The following is a 19,140-nucleotide window of genomic DNA, read 5'->3' on the forward strand; positions in this document are numbered from 1 at the left end:
ACCTCGGCGGGTAGACCGCCACGCGGTCACGTGCCTACCAGTACGCCTCCACCGCCAGCACCCTGTCAACCAACATCACCGGCCGCCGATCAAGACGCTTGCGGACCCAGCCGGACGTGGTAGCACCCGTTGACCCGTACTGGTATCCAGTGGCACGGATTCACCGCCGAAACAGGCCGGAAAAATCTTGGCCTACCGGCGCGGTGTCTCACCTTATGAGACACCTGCTCCCAACCGGGGGTCCTATCGGACGGCGGAACGGCCAATCCTGGGCTCGCAAGGCCGAACCTCCCGACGGAACATCGGCAGCGGACCCTCAGTCGCCCCGATGGGTCCCTTCCTCGGTAACGGGCCTCCTGCCAGAGTCGAGCCCGTAGGGTCGGGCGCGTGGCCGAGACGAGGACCGAGCCTGAACTGGCCTACATCGCCAACGTGACGCGGGTCCGCGCGGCGGCCGGCGTGATCTTCCGCGACCAAGCCGGCCGGGTGTTGCTGGTCCATCCGACGTACAAGGACGTATGGGAGATCCCAGGCGGCATGGTCGAGGCGGACGAGTCCCCTGCGGACGCCTGCGTGCGCGAGGTCCGTGAGGAACTGGGCCTATCGGTGCGCCCGGGAGAACTGCTGTGCGTCGACTGGGTGCCGCCGAGCCCGCCGTGGGACGGCGGGCTCATGTTCATCTTCGACGGCGGGGTACTGACAGACGACCAGATCGCGATGATGCGACTGTGCCCCCAGGAGCTTGACCGGTTCGAGTTCGTCGAGCCAGCTCGCCTGGGCGAGGTGTTGATCCCCCGGTTGGCTCGACGGGTCGCCGCGGCGGTCGCCGCAATCGGGCGCGGCGGCGTCTACCTCGAAGACGGTGCCGCGCTCCTGCCCAGTTAGCCGACACGGCCGAACCATGGAGGGTGCCCGCCACGAACACGGCCGCCCGCTCCGTGCCGCGGCCACTGCCCCATCGATCCGGTAGCCGATAGCGTCAGCGATTGCGGCCGGCAGCCGTGTCGGCGCGGAAGCCGGCGATGAAAGTTCTCCACTGGCTGCACTTCAGCAGGATCGCGCCACCGTCGGGGTTCTTGCTGTCGCGGACCGCGACGGCGTGGCCGAGGAAGGCGACTTCGACGCAGGCGCCACCGTTGTTGTCGCTGCGGCTGGACTTGCGCCACACCGCGGTGGAGAGGTCTGGGCTGTTCATGTCGGGCCTTCTGATCAGGTAGCTCGCCGCTGGAGGTCGTCGGCGACCTGTTGGATCAGGTGCCGTGACTCGGCCGGCCCGAGTGCGGCTGCACAGAGCCGGTTGTAAAGGCGAGTGTAGGCCCGCACGGCGTCGGGGCGGTCGAGGTAGGCCGCGTCGGTGTAGTCCTCCAGGTAGATGACGTCGGTGTCGGTCGCCGGGTCGAAGCGCAGGATGATGAATCCGTACGAGGCGGTCTCGTAGGTCTGCGCGTCGAAGGGCAGGACCTGTAGCTCCACGCGGTGGCTGATCTCAGCCAGGTGGGCGAGTTGGGCTGTTATGACGGCGGGGCCGCCGATGTTGCGGCGCAGGGCGGACTCGCTGAGCACGAAGCCGAGGGTTGGCCCGTCGGCCCGGTGCAGGTTCGCTTGCCGTTCGAGGCGGAGTTTGACCTGCCGGTCGAGTTCCCCTGGTGTGGGGCGAGGGTGGGCGGTGCTGCTCATGGCGCGGATGTACGGCTCGACCTGGAGGACGCCGGGGATCACTTCGGGTTGGTACCAGCGGATCTCGTACGCGTCGGCCTCCAGGTCGACGTACTGCCGGAACCAGTCGGGGATGGCGTCGCGGTAGCCGCTCCACCGGCCGCGTTGGCGGCCGGCGCGGGCCAACTCGCGCATGGAGTCGGCTTGTTCATCGCGTACGCCGTAGAGGTCGAGCAGGAGGGCGAGGTCGGTGAGCTTGATGCCGCTCTGTCCCAGCTCCAGCCGGCTGATCTTGCTGGCGGCGGCGTCGATACGCTCGGCCGCCTCATCCTGAGTCTTGCCCGCGCGCTCACGGGCCCGGCGCAACGCGTTACCCAGCCGCCGTCGCTGGATGGTCGGGTTGAGCACCTCTCACCGCCTCTGAATTGATCACCGACGGCGGCTCCTGATGCGGGTCGTGCGAACACGACCCGCAGCGGGTTCCCAAAACAGGAGTCCATCGGTAGCCTCGGATCGAATAACCTAGGCTATCAAGATAGCTCTAGTCCTCTTCGAGTAGATGGTTGTGATCGTGAGGAGGTAGCTGACGATGTCTGTCGCCATGGCGGCCGTTGCCGCCGCTCTGTTCGGCTGGGTCGCCGGGATGTGGACGTTCAAACGTTCCCAGCGGTGGTGCCCGTCCTGCGGCAACACGCTCGCTTGTCCAGGCTGCCGGGGCGGCGGCGGCCGAGCGTCGAAGCCGGCCAGCGGCGCGAACGGGGGTGCGCTCGCGTGAGGGCACCCGAGGTGGCGGTGGGCCAGGTGGTCCACATTCCGGAGCCGGACTACCGGTACGGCACCGGCGAGCTGATCCTGCGGGTCACCGCGGTCGGGCAGGTCGAGCAGCTCGCTGACGGTCCGTGGTTGGACCTGTCCGGAATCGAGTTGGGAGAGGACGGGACGTCCCGCAGGCCATATCCACGGAAGGCACTCGTCCGGCTCAGCGCGCTACGCCGCCAGCAGCCCAGGAGTACGCGATGACCGGCATCTACCTGACGCGGGCGGCGCTGGACCAGGTCGACGGTGCCCAGGCCGAGCTTGAGCGGCACCTCGTCACCGGATTCGACGGCCGGTGCGCGACGTGCCGGCAACCCGAGCCGTGTCCCGGTCGGACGGCAGCAGCGGCCACCTTCGTTCGGTACGGGCGGCTACCTCGTCGACGGCCCGGCCTGGCCAGCATTGCGCCGCCCGAGGCGACCAACTGGGCATGGTTCGCGTCGGCGGCGGGACGGCAATGAGGAAGCGAACTGCCGGGCCAGATCTCGATGCGATGGTCGGCCGCCGTCGGATGCCGTTCGACCCCGCTGCCCCGTCGGTGGAGCCGGTCGCAAGGTGCCTCGACCCGCTCCGACGGCAGTCACCCTACCTGTGCCGGGCCCAGGCGTCAGGAGCCAAGGGCCGCCGCATCCGTACGGTCTGCCGCGAGCCATCTCCCTTCGGCGTTCGCCGCATGGCCCTGCGGGCAGTCAACGACACCGGCGGCCAGCGTCGCAGCTACCTTCCCCAGCCAGGAGCCGGGCGGATCCTGATGTCCTCGACCTGCCGCTGGTGCACCAGCGAGATCACCTTGCACTCACGCTTCGGCTGGTTCCACGTCACCGACGGCTTCCTGCTCTGCCAGCTACCCAACGTCGACGGGCTCCCGCTGCGCCAAGCGGAGCCGGCCGCACTGCCGGAAACCCTCGACAAGCTGGCGACCGGGGATTATTCGTCGGTCGTTCGGTTCGCCGCGGGCTCCTCGTGGTCCGCCACGTACACCCCGACGCCGGGAACCCCGTAGATCAGGCCCTCGGACTTGAGCACGAGCACCGCGTTGCGCACGACCATCTGGGAGACGCCGTAGTCCCGGCGGAACTCGGCCATCGACGGCAGCTTCGCCCCGGGCGCGAGGGCACCGGACGCGATCTGTTCCCGGATGCGGTCAGCCAACCACACCCATTTGGCGGTCGTGGGCATTACGTCTCCCTGGTCTGCAACCGCCATTGCATCACAGGAAAACCTGGGCGAGCAAGGTATCACTAGACGTCGTTGACTTAGGCTATCTAGATAGCCTATCTTCGTCTGCGGGTCGTCTCCCCCGGTCTGCAACCTGGAGCCGCCCGCCAAAGGGCCAGGTCCCTACGCCTGGTCCCGCACCACCCCGGCCGGCCCGAGACCCGACTCTGGCCGGCCGGGTCACCGAACTGCCTCGAGCACGAAGGAGATGCGCCGAATACGGGGAGCCGGTCAGAGCAGCGACGTCGCCGCCAGGAAGAGGACCCAGCCTGCCCACATACCCACGAAGCAGATCAGCCCGCCGAGCCGCACCGAATGACTCGCTGTAGCGCCGGGCCGCAGACGCGGTCGCCCGAAGACGGCGATCGTGGTGTACCCGGCGAAGAACGCCACCGCCGGCAACCCACACAATGACCACGCCAGCAGCCCCACCGACCCGGTACCGGCGTCCGGGCTGAATACGTACAGGCCGAGCGACACCAACCACGCCACGAAGGTGGCCGCCGCGTAGACCAGCACGTTCCTGCCGGTGGTGGACATGCCCGGCAGCAACGCCGGCTGGTTGCCCCGATCCTCGGCCCGGCGAGCCTCCACGTCCGCCTGCTCCACCGCCTGCCAGGCCCGCCGCAACGCCTCGTCCACATCGGTCAGCCCAGCCCGAGCCACCCCCTCGAACGACGGAGGAGGCTCTCCCAGTCGCGTCGCCAACCCCGCCAGATAGTCGCGCTGAGCGGTCAGCCGCTGCCGCAACTGCTCCACCGCCGCCCGGCCGTCCGCCGTTCGCTTCCCGACAGCGGCGCGGCGGGCACCCTCCTCGGCGCGGATCGCGGCCAGACCTCGAGCCGCGTCTGCGTACTCACTCCAACGCATCGGGACCCCAGCCCAGTCCATGCGGCCTCTGCTCACGGGCTGCGGCGTCGGCGCCAGCCGCGGCATGACCGAGAGGCTGGCGTTTCCGTTCGCCGTCGAGCAGTCGGCCGAGTTGCTGCGCGGCCTCGCAGTACTGAACCCACTCAGGCGGGTAGTCGTCGGCTACCTTCTCACTCGGTCCGCTCGCTCCTGGCATACGCGCCCTACCACCTGATGGTGCGCTCGTATCGCTCATGGCTCTGGCCCCGTCTCCTTCACCGACTCCGGTACGTCCATAAGTTCCACCTGATGACATCACGAGCGCGAGGCAACAGAATTCGCCGCTGCCGCAGAAGGACATTACCTGAGCCAGACAGAGGAGCGGGGAGCCTTCGGCTCACCCGCCACCAACACGCTTCACTGCGACGCACGAAGTTCAGATAGTCATGAGGCGGGGGCAGCCTCAATTGCCGCCTCAATTCGGTCCAAATAGTTGAACCACCACTCGTTCTCTCCGACCTTCGGAGAAGCCGCTAGAAGGCTTCCCGTAATGATGAATGTAGACATCACGGCAGTGGCGTCATCGAGCACCTCGTTCAGGGGTTTGCCGTCCAGCACGGCAGTTAGGAACGCGGCCACCTCTTCAGGGGTCAGAGTGGCCCACCGTTCCATGTCCGCGACTGTCTCTGCAGCTGAGCGAACATCTTCCGACGATGGTCTGCCATCGAAGGTGTCATGGAGGGCGAAGGCACAGATCGTCAGCGCGAGTTCGATCGCTTTCGCCCGACTCTCTGGGTCTGCTAGTGCCCGGAGAGACGAATCGAATTCATCCTCCTCACGTCTGACAACGTTGCCCAGGATTCGTCGAACCCGCGGCTCAATCTGATCGTCGATTATCACTCTTGGTGACCCTTCTTCTCACGCTTGGCTTTCCATGCCTTGAAGGCGGAAAACGCCGCTCCACCGGCGAGTAGCGTGCCGGCTATTGTCTTTGGAAGGATAGGTAGAAGTTCCGAAAACGTTGCGTAGCCCGCTGCAGCAGCCGACGTCCACCAACCTACTGATTCGCTGGTTAGGCGTTCTCTTGGCCGCTCTCGGGGCGCTTGGTCGTGCTGCCTTTCGCGGCCAGCAGGCGTCAGCCGCTGTTTGGGAGACGCCTGCCGCGACGACAGGGAGGCTGACGCTTGAGAGCCGGCGCTGGTCGTACCGCTACCTCCTCTTCAAGTGCCGTCGGCGACGGCTTTGGCGTTGCTGATCGCGTCGTTGGCGACGTCGACGGTCGCGGCGACCTGTTGGCTGAGTCTGTCGATGGAGTCCTTGACGGCGGACAGGCCGGCGATGGCGTGGGTGGCGCCGAGTGCGACCGCCTGGGTGACAGCTTCGTCGGCCTCGGTCCGGGCGGTGCCGACGGCGTTGTTGGCGTCGTTGAGTTCGTCGATCACCGATTGCAGTGCGGCGATGACCTCGTCGATGGCGGACATGGTGGTTCTGGCTCCTCCCCCGGTGTCGCGGCCGGCGTATTCGCTGGTCGCGGCCCTCCTTATGGATGTGAACGGTCGCTAGCCTCCGGGTCGCGTCGCCGGAGAACCTCGTCAGGGCAGCCCGGCCTCCTCAGTGTCGTCGTGCCGGCCGGGACGGACGAACGGCACGATGAGCCGGGCGCGTTGGTCGTGCCGGTCGATGAGCAGGGCCCGGTTGGTGCGGGGTTGCCAGGTCAAGGTGTGGTCGCCCAGGAGTGAGGCCAGTTCGTTTCCGGGGACGTTGAGCGCGACAAGGCAGGCGACGTCTTCGCGGCCGGATGATCCGCCGAGGGCTTCGGCGAACCTGCGGGCGATGCGCCACCACCCGAGCAGATGGATCCCCCGGCCAGGTCCGCTACGCAGGACGGCCCGCAGGTCATCCAGGCCGGTACGGCGATCGGGGCCGCGTTCGGAGAGCATGGGAGCGACCACGTCCGCGGCGAACGTCAGCAGATAGGTCGGCTTACTCGTCGGCCCGGAATCGGTGGTGGCGAGTTCGGGCAGCAGCGCCCGCAGCTGCCCGGCGTCCAGCTCGGAGACGTCGTGCCCGGCGTGGGTGAGTCTGGTGGCCAAATCGTCGACTACAGGGTCGGCCACGGCGGCGAAGCTGGCGATGACGAACCGCGCCGTGCCGGGGTCGTGTTGGCGGGCAAGACTGAGAGCGGCGGCGTGCAGGATGTCCGCGCCGACCGGCGAGGTGCCCAGGACGGCGAGATGCCGCCCGGGTACGGCATCGAGCGCGAAGCCGACGGTAGGCAGCCCGACGTCGACCGCGCGGCCGACCAGGGCCTGACGGCGGCGGACCTGCGGAGTGAACGCCGCATAGAGCAGATCGTCGTCGATATGGTGTTCGGCGTAGCCGGCGAACACGGCTGGCGGGTCGCTGATGATCGGCCGGGCTTCCCAGATGACGTGCCGCTGCGCCGCGACCGAGGCCGGATCGGCGTACGGGAACCGGACGGTCCGGTTCTCCTCGGCCACACCCGCGGCCGGGTTGACGATCGCCGTACCGACCGGCAGGGCGTCGGCGGCGGTGTTGCCGGTGTCCAGGATGCCGGACCCGCCGGGCAGAGCGATCCGCAGCGGGAACTGCCCGAAGATCGAGTCCTTCTTCGTGTACAGCGCCTCGATACCGGCGATCGTCTGCGAGGCCAGGATCAGATGGATGCCGTAGGAGCGGCCCTTGCGGGCCAGGTCCTCCAGCCCGGCAACGGCCTCGCGGGCGATCGCGTCGTTGCCGCCCAGCAGCACCTGGAACTCGTCGATCACCACCACAAACCGGGGCAGCACCGTGTCCGGCTGGCGGGCACGCAGACCGGTGAGGCTGGTCGCGCCGGCCTTCTTCAGCGCCCCGGCACGACGATTCATCTCCCGGGCCAGCGCCCGCAGCACCGCGAGGCCGTACTCGCGATCGGACTCGATACCTACAGTGCGGGCGTGCGGCACCCAGGACGGGTCCGCAGCTGTGGGAGTGAACTCGACGAACGAGACACCCTCCTTGAAGTCCAACAGGTACAAACCCAACTCGTCCGGCGAGTAACGCGACGCCAGGGCGTAGAGCAGCACCAGCAGCACGTTGGTCTTACCGGCCCCGGAACGGCCAGCCAGCAGCACATGCGGCGTGGCGTCATCCAGCGACAGGGTGAACGGTGCCCGTCCGTCGCGGCCGATCATCGCGCTGAGCCCTGCCGCGGAGGACTCCTGCCAGATCTGGGCGGGCATCAACGAGCTGAAATCCGTACGCCGGGATCCGGAAGCGGTGACGGCGAGCCGCCGGCACACCTGCGCGACGAGGCCCTCGCTGGCTCCGGAATCCAGCCGCACCGGCGCCGCCAGGCCGGTGCCGTCGGCGGACAGCCGCTGCGGCCCCGGCGGCTCGGACATCCGGTACCAGCCGTCACCCGCCGCCGTCAGGTGGGTGGTGTGGTCCAGCCGGGGCGCTGATTCCCCGTACGTGGGCGGCGGCCAACCGGCCACCAGCAAGTGCACCCGGGCGGACGGTCCGGCGTGCGCCACCGCTGCCAACCGAGCCCAGTCCGCCCGGCTCGAGCCCGACGGCATGGCGGCGATGGCTACCAGCAGCACCGGCGGGTTGTCCAGCTCACCGGCCTGCACCGCGCTAATCTGCCGCTCGGCCTCCTCCAACACCACCCGCAACCGGGCCAGGTCGGTCGCCGGTGGCGCCCACGCGTCCGCCTCCACCATCGGCCGGAACGCCGCGAACACTGAACCGAGGGTCGCGCCGTCAACCGGCAGCACCCGCAACGCGCCATCCGGCAACGTGGCCATCACCCGCAGCAGCACCCCACGCAGCCAGGCCGCCGTCGCCGGGTCACGAACGTCGGAGTCGATAGCCAGGTGTCCCGCGCCGATGAACGGCGCCACCACCCAGAACACCGTGTCCGACGTCGGCTGAGCATCGCCGACCCGCAGGAACATCGGCCGATCCGGCACCGCGTCCTGGCCCAGCGGCAGCTCCACCGCCGACCCGTCCAGCCGGGCACCCAACCAGCCCCGCAACCCCGACTGCGCCAGGCTGTGCAACCGCGCCACCCGCCGCCGCTGCTCCACATCGGCCGTCGCAGCCGTGAAATCGTCGGACTCCAACGCCCGCAGCTCCGCCTCGGCATCCAGCAGGAACCCCAACGCCTGACGATGCCAACCGACGGCACGACCGAAGAACTGCGCGACAGCGCCCACCGCAGTCCCTCCCTACGACGACCCTGCGGCTCAACCGCGCTGAACCCTATCGAACCCCCGCACGTTCAGTAAGCCCCCGATCCCACAGCGTGCGGCAATCCCCGTCACGAAGGCGACGAAAACGCAACCACCGGGGCGGACGCGATCAAGCGCACCGTCACCGGAACTGGGCGCTATCGCCGACCGGATCGCGACCAGAGCGGACACCTGATCTTGGTCAGAACGGCCTTGCCTACGCTTTGCCGTGACCGTGCCGGTCCCCCGCACGCACCAGGTGGATCGGCGTCAGTCCGGCAATGCGATGAATCGCAGCGCCGCGTCTGAGCCGTCGGGCTCGAGCGCCAAGCCGTTCGTATCTGTGAACTGACCAAGCCGGGCCAGGGCGGCATCGGGTGAGACCGCGTCGTGGAGCGAGACAAGTATGCCGGTGAACGTAAGCCAGGCATCGGCGCGCACCGGATCGATACCGAGGTGATCGATGTCGCCGGACACGGTTGCGACGGCCCGCAGCAAACGACCACGTTGTTCGACCAGGTCCAGGTCAAGCGAGTCGAAACGATGGTGCAGGTAGTAGTAGATGCTGGCTTCGGCCGGCTCCCCGAAGTGCGCGCTTGTCAGGTGGCGCCCGGTGAGGCGTCGCCAACTATCCGCTGGAACGGGAAGCCACTCCACGTTGAGGCTGAGCGGACTGTCGTCCTCGCGGGACACATCCTTGAAGGGGAAGTTGAAGCACCACGTCAGGCGTGGTGGCAGATCCAGGGATGGGTTGTCAAACAGCAACCCGTACCACTCACCGCCATCAGCGGGGACAAAGTCGTCGATACACAACTTGTCATCGTGTCCAGATTCCACGGCAGCGAGTCTTGCAGAGCACACCTCCGACGCGGCCCCGGCAGCCGAACCGGCGGCCCCGAGCCCGCACAAGCCCCACAACACCGCGGCACGCCCGTCGGCGTCCACAACGACCGCGCCGCGTCCCGGACAACGCCGGACCGGTTCATCGGCTCCCGAGCACCCACCGAAGCACCGACCCGCCCACCACGAACACGAAAAGCCCCAACCGGCACAGAAGTGACTGGTCAGGGCCTTGATCGTTGGTGCGCCGCCAGGGACTCGAACCCCGAACCCGCGGATTAAGAGTCCGCTGCTCTGCCAGTTGAGCTAGCGGCGCTCGCTGACAACGGGAGAAACCTTAACACGCCCCGACGACCGCCCTCCAATCGGATACCCGGCCTCCGCTGACCCTCCGCGACCGGCGGCGGACCAGTCCCACAGAAGCCCTAACCAAGGTCGGCGAGCGCCGCCAGCCCACCGGGCAGCACCCACCAACCGGACGGCGACCATGATCCACACCAACGGTCACCGCTGTGTACCGGTGCAACCCGAAACTCCCTCCCGAACGTCTTCAAAGGGACACCGGACTCGTTTCGGGGACAGGAAGCGTCACCCCGGTACGGCAGGATGGTGCGTCCGGGTTCGACGAACGGGGTGGGGTTTGCGCACGATCAGGGGGACCAGGGCGCTGTGGGCTGCCCTGACGACGGTGACGTTGCTGGCCGTCGGGGGTTGCGGGAGCGACGACAAGACCGACGGCACGGCCGGGGGCGGGTCCCCGAGCCCGACCACCAGCACCTCCCCCACGCCAGCGACCCCGCCGTCGCTGGCGGTCACCCCCCGATCGGGCGCCACGAAGCTGCCGGTGAGCACCGAGATCGGCATCCAGTTGGCGAACGGTTCGGTGAGTTCGGTCACGGTGAGTGACAAGAACGGACGGCCGGTGGCGGGCGCGATGCGGGACGACGGTTCAGCCTGGGTGCCGGCCAAACCGCTTGCCTACGGTACGGCGTACACGGCGACGGTGACGGCGGGCGGCGCGGGCCCCGCGGTGACGCAGACCACCTCCTTCACCACGATGAAGAAGCCGGGCCGGACGATCGGTTCCGGGCTCTACCTGTTCGACGACAAGACGTACGGCGTGGCGATGCCGGTGGTGGCGGAGTTCACCCCCGGCATCCCGGCCAAGGATCGAGCCGCCGTGCAGAAGCGGATGTTCGTCAAGACCGACCCCCCGCAGCCGGGCGCCTGGCACTGGGTCGCCAACGGTACCCAGGCGTACTACCGGGCGCCGGAGTACTGGCAGCCGGGCACCACGCTCACCGTGCGACTTGGTCTGGAGGGGATCCCGCTGAGCAACGGCCGGTACGGAAACACGGACCGCGCCGCCACCGCGAAGATCGGTGACCGGTTCGAGATGAAGGTGGACAACGCCACCAAACAGATGACGGTACTCGTCAACGGGCAGGTCGCCCGCACCATCCCGGTCAGCCTGGGCAAGAAGAGCACTCCGTCGTCCAGCGGCACCATGGTGGTGATGGAGAAGAAGGAGAACACCACCTTCGACACGCGGGACGCACCGGACCCCGCCAACCGGTACGTCATCGACATCGACCTGGCCCAGCGGCTGACCTGGGGTGGCGAGTACATCCACGCGGCACCGTGGTCGGTGGGTAGCCAGGGCCGGCGCAACGTGTCGCACGGCTGTGTCAACATGTCGACGAACGACGCCCGCTGGTTGTTCGGGAAAACGAAGATCGGTGATCCGATCACGGTGATCGGGACCGAACGCAAGCTCGAACCGGGTAACGGCTGGACGGCGTGGAACATGTCCTGGTCGGAGTTCGTCAAGGGCAGTGCGCTGCCGGTGCCTCCCGGCCTGGGCTGAGCCTATCGCTCCGGGTCTGAGCCGAGCTGGCGACCAGCCGTGTTCTGGCTCACCCGACGGATCCCGGTCGGCCGATTCCGCGTCATTCAGGCACGATGGGTCGTGGGACGAACTGCGAGGGGATCGATGTTGGCGAACCGGAACGAGCGCGAACCGAGCCGGGACGAACGGATCCTGCGACCGCCGATCCGGCGACCAGCCCAGGTACGGTCCGCACTGGCGGCACTGCTCGCCAGCGTGCTGCTTGCGGTGGCCGCCTGTTCGGGCGGCGGGGGCGGCGGGGGCGGCGGGTCGGCCTGGAAGGAGGGCGAGCCGGCACCCAAGGCGTCGGCCACGATCAGCGAACCGGCGGCCGACGCCAAGGACGTTCCGGCGTCGACGGCGATCGCATTCACCACCAAGGACGCCGCCGAAAGCACCGTGACGCTCAAGGACGCCGCCGGCAACGCCGTCGAGGGCGCCCTGGGTGACGACGGCAAGACCTGGCTACCGGCGGAGGGCCTGGCCTACGGCACCACGTACACGGCGACGGTGACCGCGACCGGCGACGACGGTAAGCCGGCGACGGCGACCAGCACCTTCACCACCATGGCCGAGCCGGCCAACCAGGTACGGGTCACCAGCCACCTCGGCGACGGCCAGGTGGTCGGGGTGGGCATGCCACTGATCGTGAAGTTCGGCCGCGAGATCCCGGAGGATCGCCGCGCCGACGTCCAGCGCCGGATGACCGTGACGTCGACGCCGGCGCAGGAGGGCATCTGGCGGTGGATCAGCGCGACCGAGGTGCACTACCGGCCCAAGGAGTTCTGGCAGGCCAACACCAAGATTTCGTACCGGGTGCAGGCGAAGGGCCTGCCGCTGGGTGGCAACTGGTACGGCCGATCGGACCTGACCGTCGACATGTCCATCGGCCCGGCGCTGGTCATGACGGTGGACAACAAGACGAAGCGGATGACCGTCGCCAAGGACGGCCGCGTGGTGAAGACGATCCTGGTGAGTCTGGGCAAGCCGAAGACACCGTCGTCCAGCGGCACGATGGTGGTGATGGAGAAACACCGCAAGACGGTCTTCGACACCCGGGAGGAGTTGGGGCCCGAGGACGGCTACCGGATCGACATCGACTACGCCCAGCGGATCACGTACGGCGGGGAGTTCATCCACGCCGCGCCATGGTCGGAGGGGAAGCAAGGATCGGTGAACGTCTCGCACGGCTGCGTGAACATCTCGATGGCGGACGGCGCCTGGTTGTTCAACCAGACCCGGCTCGGTGACCCGATAACCGTGAAGGGCACGGAGCGCGCCCTGCGCAACGGCAACGGCTGGACCGACTGGAACATGAGCTGGGACGAGTACGTCAAGGGCAGCGCCCTGCCGTACCAGCCGGGCGGAGCGGCGGAGAGCGGTGACCCGTCCACGTCGCCGGCCGCCTGAGCGAGGAGCGTCGCGTACGGCGATGGGCTGGCTCACCCTTGTGGAGAGCGGGTGACCCAGCCCGTCGCCGTCACCGGCGACTCGTCCAGGCCCGCGACGGCGGAAGCAGCAGGAGCACCAGCATGAGCACGCCGGCGAGCACCGACAGCCAGTCACCGTTGAAGACGCTGAGGATCGCCAGGCCACCGACGATGAGGCCGGCGATCCAGGCGATGCGGTTGCCGACCCACAGCCCGTAGGCGATGGCGAGAGATATCAGGATGCCGACGACACCTGCGGCGACCCGTGCGGTGCCGTCCGGAGAGCCGATGGTGCGGATGATGCCCTGCAGGGCGCCGAGCAGAACCAGGACGGCGGCGAGGATGACGGTGACGGGTGGCGAGGAACGCGCGTTGGGAGTAGCCATGCTACGTATCGTATGGTTACTTGTTGCGGGCGGCTGCGTACGGTCGCCCAACGCGAACTGGCTGATCCCCCAACAGTGAAGGGAATCAGCCAGTTTTCTGGGGTGACTGATGGGATTTGAACCCACGACACCCGGGACCACAACCCGGTGCTCTGCCAACTGAGCTACAGCCACCATGTCATCGCGCCCACGATCCTGCCGGGCCGACGCCGACCAATGATAGCCATAGCCCCACGGCCGCCGTCGACAGGGTTCCCTACCTCGGTCCGTCGGGCCGGTCGCGGCGCACATCGACGGGTCCCGGTGTCACGCCCCGGACCGGGATACCGCCGGACCGCCTTGCTCTCGGGTCCGGGAGAAGCGCCGCAAGCGCCTGGCCAAGCCGCAAGCGCCTGGCCAAGAAGAAGCACCGCAACCTGCGGCCCGGACCTACGTAAGCTGGGCGGCGATCGCCTTGGCGGAGTCGACGTCCGGACCGGGCAGCGGCACGAAGATCGTCCGCCGGTAGTACTCCAGCTCCCGGATGCTCTCCCGGATGTCGGCCAGCGCCCGGTGCGCCAACCCCTTGGTGGGCTGGCCGAAGTAGACCCGGGGATACCAGCGCCGGCACAGCTCCTTGATCGACGACACGTCGATCATGCGGTAGTGCAGGTGGGCATCGAGGCGAGGCATGTCCCGGGCGAGGAAGCCGCGGTCGGTGGCAATGGAGTTGCCACACAGCGGGGCGGTACGAGGCTCCTTGACATAGGTGGCGACATAGTCGAGCACCATCTGCTCGGCCTCCGGAAGAGTGACCGTTGACCGCCGCGTCTCCTCGGTCAGCCCGGATTTCTCATGCATCGTCCGGACGATCTCGGGCATGCCGGCGAGCGCGTGCTCATCGGCATGGATGACGATGTCGACGCCGTCGCCGAGGACATTGAGATCAGGATCCGTGACCAGAGCAGCCACCTCGATGAGCTTGTCCTTGCCCAGGTCGAGGCCGGTCATCTCACAGTCGATCCAGACGAGGAGATCCGCCACCGGCACAGCGTACGCGCACCCGGAATGTCCCCGCCTCGGCACCGTCACGGTCCGTTTCGCACGCCATCAAGGGTCCGCGCCTCGGCACGCTCGACAGACCGGACCGCTAGGGTTTCTGCGTGCCACCCGAATCCGCCGTACCGCTGACCGTCAACGAGGACGGGGCCGGCGGTCGGACCGCTCGCCGGATCGTCACCGTGGTCCTGCTGCTGGCCGCGGTGCCCATGGCGTACCTGCTCGGCACCCCGCACGGCTTCTACGACCTCAAGATCTACATGAAGGCGATGGACTGGTGGGCGGCCGGCCATCCGCTGTACGACTACGTGCAGTCCGACTTCCTCCAGGGCGCGCTGTACTTCACCTATCCCCCGCTGACCGCACTGCTGCTGCGCCCGTTCGCGGCCCTCCCCGTCGGCGCCACCATCGTGATCTTCACGATCCTGACCTCGATCGCGGTGCTGGTCACCACCTGGTGGCTGATCCGGCCGGTCACGCGCCGCCGGCGACTGCCCTGGTGGTTCGCACTCGGCGTCGCCGTACCGCTGGTCCTCGCGGTGGAGAGCATCCGGGAGACGTTGACCCTCGGTCAGATCAATATGTTGCTCGTGGTGCTCGTCCTCGCCGACCTGCTGATCGCCGTACCCGGGCGATCGCGGTGGGCCGGCGTGGGGATCGGGTTGGCGACGGCGCTCAAGTTGTTCCCCGGGATCTTCATCATCTACCTGCTGGCCACCCGGCGGTGGCGGGCGGCGCTGGTGGCCGGCGCGGTGGCCGCCGGGGCGACGCTGCTCGCCGCCGCCGTCACCCCCGGCGAGTCCTGGCGGTTCTGGACCCATGAGCTGTGGCTCACCAACCGGGTGGGCCGACCGGACTACACCGGCAACCAGTCGCTGTCCGGCATGCTGATCCGGTTTACCGTGCCCGGTGAACCCGAGCGGTGGCTCTGGCTGGCCCTGGTAGTCGTGGTGGCCGGGTTCGGGCTGTGGCGGGCGGCGCGCCTGGCCCGGGCCGGCGACGAGCTGGCCGGGCTGACCCTCGCCGGGCTGGTCGGCGCCCTGGTCAGCCCGATCACCTGGACACACCACGTCTACTGGTTCATCCCGGCGGTGGTGGTGCTTGTCGACGCCGGGTGGCGGCGTCCGGGGACGCCGGCACCGTCGAGGTCGGCCCGGTGGCGGCGGCGCGGGCTGCTCGCGCTGGCGTTCCTGGTGTACGCGGGAAGCGTCTACGGCGTGGTCTCGTACCACGACTGGGGCATCGGTTTCGACCGCACCGAGGATCCCGACGCGTTCCTGCGGCGCAACCTGTACGTGGTGCTGGCGCTGGTACTGCTGGCGCTGCTGCCGGCGCGTCGCCCCGCCCCGGACTCCAGCGTCGACCCGGCCGGCGGAGCTGACGGGGCCGACGGAGCTGACGACGCTCAGCGTCGCCCGGAGGTCGACCCGTACGTTCCGGATCCCGCCCTACGCCGCGGCCACCCCTGACCTCACCTTTCCCCGTCTCGACGTGGCCCCGCACCCACCTGCCGCGATCTGACCGGTAAGCAGAGCGGAAGCCGCGACTACTGCGTGTTACGTCTCCAGCGGAGAACACGGGGGAGTTCGAGCCGACTCGCCGTCGAAAACGGGCAACTGGCCAGCGGACGGCGGCGAAATCGCATAGAGCGCACTGAACTACCCTTAAGAGGGCGATTTGGCTAGGCTGATCCGGGGCGATTTGCCCGCACCGATCCCCCGGTGACAGTGGCCCTCCGCGTCGGCAGCACGGAGGGCCACTCGCCGGTCGGTCGCCGGTCAATCAGCCTTCGAGACCGGCAGGGCAGGCTCAGGCGCTGGTCGGGCCGCCGCTGCCCGTGGTCGTACCGCCGCTCGCCACGGACGGGGTGCCGCTCCGGCGGGTCCGCGCGAAGGCCAGACCACCAAGGGCGAGGCCGCCGAGGCCGGCCACCAGCCCGGCGATCCCGAGGCCCACCGCGGCGCCGCCACCGTCGTCGTCATCGCCGTCACCGTCGTCGTCCCGGGCCGCGTCGGGCGCGGGCGCACCGCTCGCGCCCGGGGACGGCGAGGCCGCGGTCAGCGTCAGCACCGGCGCCGGGTTCGCCGGCTCCTCGGCACCGGCCTGCGGCTCCTCGATCCAGCGGACCACCGAGCCGTCCGAGTACGTCTGCAGGGATTTGAACACCATCTTGTCCACCTCGGGCAGCGGGCCCATGGACACCGGGAACTCCTGGAACTCGCCAGGCTTGATGGCCGCGTCCCCGGTGGCCGTCCAGGTGATCTCGGACACCGCCTCGGTGACCTGGCTGCCGTGCACCTCGATCGGCGGGTCGAGCTTGCGTTTCGCCACGCTGACCGTCCAGCCGGGCACCGGCATGGTGGACACCGACCCGACAGGCGCGTTCTCCGGCAGCACCACCTGCACCTTGGTGGTGGACGCGGTGTCGCTCTCGGTCGGCACCCGGAAGGCCAACCGGCCGTACCCGCCCTGAGTCGCCTCCTTGGGGTTCACCGAGACGTGCGCGGCGGCCGGTGCGGCCAGACCGAACACACCGGCGGTGCCGGCACCGAGGGTGAGGGCAACCGCGACGGCCGCGGTACGCCGGGAACGGAGCATGGGGAGTTCCTTCCTAGGTGATGGGCGCGGTGACGGTCACCGTCGCCTGGTCGATGTCTGAGAGCCGGAGGGTGAATCGGAGTTGCCAGGCGCCAGGGGCGGGCAGGCTGAGATCCCCGGCGGCATGGTTGTCGGTGATCGGCAGCAGCGGCACCTCGATGGGTTCGACGCCCTTCTCCGGCAACGCCGCGGTGGCCTTCCACTCGACCACCGGCAGCGGCTTGTTGTCCTTGCTGTACGCGTACAGGTGCATGGTGCTGTTGCCGGTGCGGGCCGGATCCACCTCCACCTGGAGCGAGTAGAGGTCGCTGGTAGCCGTCGTGCTGAACAGCCGGCTGCCGGCGGCGGCCTCGTTGGCGATCGCCGTCCGGGCCGGGGTCTCCTGCACCAGCACGGCCGAGAAGCCGAGTACCACCAGCACCACGGCGATCTCCGCCACGACCAGCCGGCGCAGCCCGCGCGGCCGGCCGGCACCGACGGCACCGGCCACCGCCGGCCCGTCGGGCGTGCCCGCGGTGACGTCGGTGTCGAGGGCCGCGTCACCGTGGTCGGCCACCGGTTCGGCATCGGCGTCGGCGTCAAGTTCCACGTCGGCAGCAAGCTCGGCGTCGGCGTCAGGTTCCACGTCGGCAGCAAGCTCGGCGTCGTCATCGGCATCGGCCACCGGCTCGATGTCGGGCTCGGCGTCGGAAGGCGCCGCGACCTCCTCGGCCCAGGCCGCCGCCTGCCGCCGACGCACCACCGTGCGGGACACCGCCGCCACCGCGATCACCAGGGTGAACAGGCCGATCTTCACCATCAGCAGCCGGCCGTACGCGGTCTCCACCAGCGCGGCCGGCGTACTCACCTCGATCAGCGCCTGCACGGTGCCGGCGAGCAGCAACGTGGTCACCGCCAGGGCGGCCCAGCGCGACCAGATCGGCAGAATCGCCGTCAGTTCCCGCTCGGTGGCCCGGGGGAGCAGGAACGCCGCGAGCATGGCGAGCCCACCCAGCCAGACCGCCATGCTGGCCAGGTGCACGGTGTCGGCGAGCACGGACACCACCGGGACCGGCGAGGCCGCCGGATGACCCGCCAGTGCCCAGGTGCCGAGCCCGACCAGTCCGAGCACGGCCAGCAGCACCAGGTCGGTCCGCCCGGCCCGACCGACGAGGACCGGGCGGAGCAGGATGCCGATCGCCACCAGCAGCCCCAGCCGGACCAGGTGGGACGTGCCGAACGTGCTGCTCATCACGTCGCGCAGCGCGGCACCGCTCACCGCGAACGGGCCTCCGCCGCCGGTGTAGGGCACCTGCAACCAGAGCCCGCCCACGGTGGCCACGCCGACCAGCGCCAGCCCGGTCCAGGCGACCCGGGCCGGACCTTGCCGGGACAGCCGGCGCGGCCACAGCAGGGTGACCACCAGCACCGAACCGATCAGCAGGGCCAGCCCCGCGTACCCCAGGTACTTGAAGATCTTTACCCCGGTCGAAACCACCGGATCGATCTGGTCGCCGCCCGCGTCCCCGGTGTCGGCGGGCGGTGTGGAGGGCGCGCCGACGGAGTACGTGTAGCCGCCCGACACCGGGTGGCTGTCGGCGGAAACCACCCGGTACGTCACCAGGTAGGTGCCGTTCGATCCCGACGGATCGACCGGAATGGTCACCACGGCGCCGGCGAACGTCGGCTCACCGCGGTCGGCCCGCTTACCGTCGGGCGCGATCACCCGGATCCGGTCGGGCACCTTGCGCACACTCTCGCTGAAGGTGAGCACCACCTCCGCCGGGGCGTTGTCCAACACCGCGCCGTTGGCCGGGCTGCTGCTCGACAGGACGGCGTGGGCGGCCACCGGGGAAATCGGTCCGAGCAGCACCGTGAGGGCGGTCATCAGCAGGCTGGCGAGCAGGCCCCGGGCCACGGCGGACCACGACAACCGGACGCGGACCGGGGCGGGCGGGGCCACGGCGGGCCACGGCGGCCGGACGTGCTTCGCAGGGGTCATGACGGACATGCTCGCCGATCCGCCGGTGTCCCCGCGCGGCGAGGTCGCCGGCGGGGCGTCATCCGGGCCGAACGCCGCCGCCGAAACCTCGCCACAATGCACGTCGGGTAGTCGCGTCCCCGGGCCGGAAAGTTCCCGAACGTTAGCTACGACATGATGGGACCAAGGGCCCTGCCACCCACCGTCGGCACGCGTAGTCTCGATT

17 protein-coding genes, 2 tRNA genes and 1 pseudogene are annotated in these 19,140 nt (G+C 69.1%); 6 read left to right on the forward strand and 14 right to left on the reverse strand.

Features of this window, described 5'->3' with window-relative positions:
* Positions 1 to 387: 387 nt before the first annotated feature.
* Positions 388 to 885: an NUDIX domain-containing protein gene (locus ACFQUZ_RS16770; RefSeq protein WP_377443106.1), complete on the forward strand. Its 498-nt coding sequence runs from the start codon at positions 388 to 390 to the stop codon at positions 883 to 885.
* Between the two features lie 94 nt (positions 886 to 979).
* Here ACFQUZ_RS16770 and ACFQUZ_RS16775 read toward each other — a convergent pair whose 3' ends face one another.
* A complete protein-coding gene (locus ACFQUZ_RS16775) occupies positions 980 to 1,195 on the reverse strand; it encodes a DUF397 domain-containing protein (protein ID WP_377443108.1) in 216 nt (71 codons plus the stop codon).
* 14 nt (positions 1,196 to 1,209) lie between these two features.
* Complete coding sequence (locus tag ACFQUZ_RS16780) at positions 1,210 to 2,064, reverse strand: helix-turn-helix domain-containing protein (RefSeq protein WP_377443110.1); 855 nt, start codon at positions 2,062 to 2,064, stop codon at positions 1,210 to 1,212.
* A 363-nt stretch (positions 2,065 to 2,427) separates the two neighbouring features.
* On the opposite strand from ACFQUZ_RS16780, the gene ACFQUZ_RS16785 reads away from it, so the two are divergent.
* A complete protein-coding gene (locus ACFQUZ_RS16785; protein ID WP_377443112.1) occupies positions 2,428 to 2,676 on the forward strand; it encodes a hypothetical protein in 249 nt (82 codons plus the stop codon).
* Entirely contained in the window at positions 2,673 to 2,933 is a 261-nt protein-coding gene (locus ACFQUZ_RS16790; protein WP_377443114.1) for a hypothetical protein, read from the forward strand. The genes ACFQUZ_RS16785 and ACFQUZ_RS16790 overlap by 4 nt, the downstream gene beginning before the upstream one ends.
* Positions 2,934 to 3,399: 466 nt before the next feature.
* Here the strand turns inward: ACFQUZ_RS16790 and ACFQUZ_RS16795 are convergent, their stop codons facing one another.
* The 7 genes from ACFQUZ_RS16795 to ACFQUZ_RS16825 form a co-directional block, all read right to left on the reverse strand.
* Positions 3,400 to 3,651, reverse strand: coding sequence for a winged helix-turn-helix domain-containing protein (locus tag ACFQUZ_RS16795; protein ID WP_377443115.1), 252 nt, complete (start codon positions 3,649 to 3,651; stop codon positions 3,400 to 3,402).
* Positions 3,652 to 3,921: 270 nt separating this feature from the next.
* Positions 3,922 to 4,560: a hypothetical protein gene (locus tag ACFQUZ_RS16800; protein ID WP_377443117.1), complete on the reverse strand. Its 639-nt coding sequence runs from the start codon at positions 4,558 to 4,560 to the stop codon at positions 3,922 to 3,924.
* 423 nt (positions 4,561 to 4,983) lie between these two features.
* Complete coding sequence (locus ACFQUZ_RS16805; RefSeq protein WP_377443119.1) at positions 4,984 to 5,439, reverse strand: hypothetical protein; 456 nt, start codon at positions 5,437 to 5,439, stop codon at positions 4,984 to 4,986.
* Positions 5,440 to 5,759: 320 nt separating this feature from the next.
* Entirely contained in the window at positions 5,760 to 6,020 is a 261-nt protein-coding gene (locus ACFQUZ_RS16810) for a hypothetical protein (protein ID WP_377443121.1), read from the reverse strand.
* Positions 6,021 to 6,131: 111 nt separating this feature from the next.
* Positions 6,132 to 8,759: an FtsK/SpoIIIE domain-containing protein gene (locus ACFQUZ_RS16815; RefSeq protein WP_377443123.1), complete on the reverse strand. Its 2,628-nt coding sequence runs from the start codon at positions 8,757 to 8,759 to the stop codon at positions 6,132 to 6,134.
* A gap of 285 nt (positions 8,760 to 9,044) precedes the next feature.
* Positions 9,045 to 9,587: a hypothetical protein gene (locus ACFQUZ_RS16820; RefSeq protein ID WP_377443125.1), complete on the reverse strand. Its 543-nt coding sequence runs from the start codon at positions 9,585 to 9,587 to the stop codon at positions 9,045 to 9,047.
* Positions 9,588 to 9,854: 267 nt separating this feature from the next.
* Positions 9,855 to 9,930, reverse strand: a tRNA-Lys gene (locus ACFQUZ_RS16825).
* A gap of 324 nt (positions 9,931 to 10,254) precedes the next feature.
* Between ACFQUZ_RS16825 and ACFQUZ_RS16830 the strand changes: the two genes are divergently transcribed.
* Together ACFQUZ_RS16830 and ACFQUZ_RS16835 are read left to right on the forward strand one after the other, a co-directional pair.
* Positions 10,255 to 11,481 (forward strand): Ig-like domain-containing protein, encoded by a 1,227-nt coding sequence (locus tag ACFQUZ_RS16830; protein ID WP_377443127.1) that lies wholly within the window; start codon positions 10,255 to 10,257, stop codon positions 11,479 to 11,481.
* Positions 11,482 to 11,607: 126 nt separating this feature from the next.
* Positions 11,608 to 12,912, forward strand: a complete 1,305-nt coding sequence (locus ACFQUZ_RS16835) for an Ig-like domain-containing protein (RefSeq protein WP_377443129.1) — start codon at positions 11,608 to 11,610, stop codon at positions 12,910 to 12,912.
* Positions 12,913 to 12,982: 70 nt separating this feature from the next.
* On the opposite strand, the gene ACFQUZ_RS16840 is transcribed toward ACFQUZ_RS16835, so the two are convergent.
* From ACFQUZ_RS16840 to orn, 3 genes are all read right to left on the reverse strand, one after another.
* Positions 12,983 to 13,318: a hypothetical protein gene (locus ACFQUZ_RS16840; protein ID WP_377443131.1), complete on the reverse strand. Its 336-nt coding sequence runs from the start codon at positions 13,316 to 13,318 to the stop codon at positions 12,983 to 12,985.
* 98 nt (positions 13,319 to 13,416) lie between these two features.
* Positions 13,417 to 13,492 (reverse strand) — tRNA-His (locus ACFQUZ_RS16845).
* 255 nt (positions 13,493 to 13,747) lie between these two features.
* On the reverse strand, positions 13,748 to 14,347 hold the full coding sequence (gene orn / locus ACFQUZ_RS16850; RefSeq protein ID WP_377443411.1) for an oligoribonuclease: 600 nt from the start codon (positions 14,345 to 14,347) through the stop codon (positions 13,748 to 13,750).
* Positions 14,348 to 14,460: 113 nt separating this feature from the next.
* Here orn and ACFQUZ_RS16855 point away from each other — a divergent pair.
* Positions 14,461 to 15,711, forward strand: a pseudogene (locus ACFQUZ_RS16855) (glycosyltransferase family 87 protein); the annotation flags it as partial.
* Positions 15,712 to 16,165: 454 nt separating this feature from the next.
* Here the strand turns inward: ACFQUZ_RS16855 and ACFQUZ_RS16860 are convergent.
* A complete protein-coding gene (locus ACFQUZ_RS16860) occupies positions 16,166 to 16,954 on the reverse strand; it encodes a YcnI family protein (RefSeq protein ID WP_377443132.1) in 789 nt (262 codons plus the stop codon).
* A 13-nt stretch (positions 16,955 to 16,967) separates the two neighbouring features.
* Positions 16,968 to 18,821, reverse strand: coding sequence for a copper resistance CopC/CopD family protein (locus ACFQUZ_RS16865; RefSeq protein ID WP_377443413.1), 1,854 nt, complete (start codon positions 18,819 to 18,821; stop codon positions 16,968 to 16,970).
* Between the last annotated feature and the right edge of the window lie 319 nt (positions 18,822 to 19,140).

It is taken from the genome of Plantactinospora sp. GCM10030261, from assembly GCF_042666615.1.
Lineage (GTDB): Bacteria > Actinomycetota > Actinomycetes > Mycobacteriales > Micromonosporaceae > KBS50.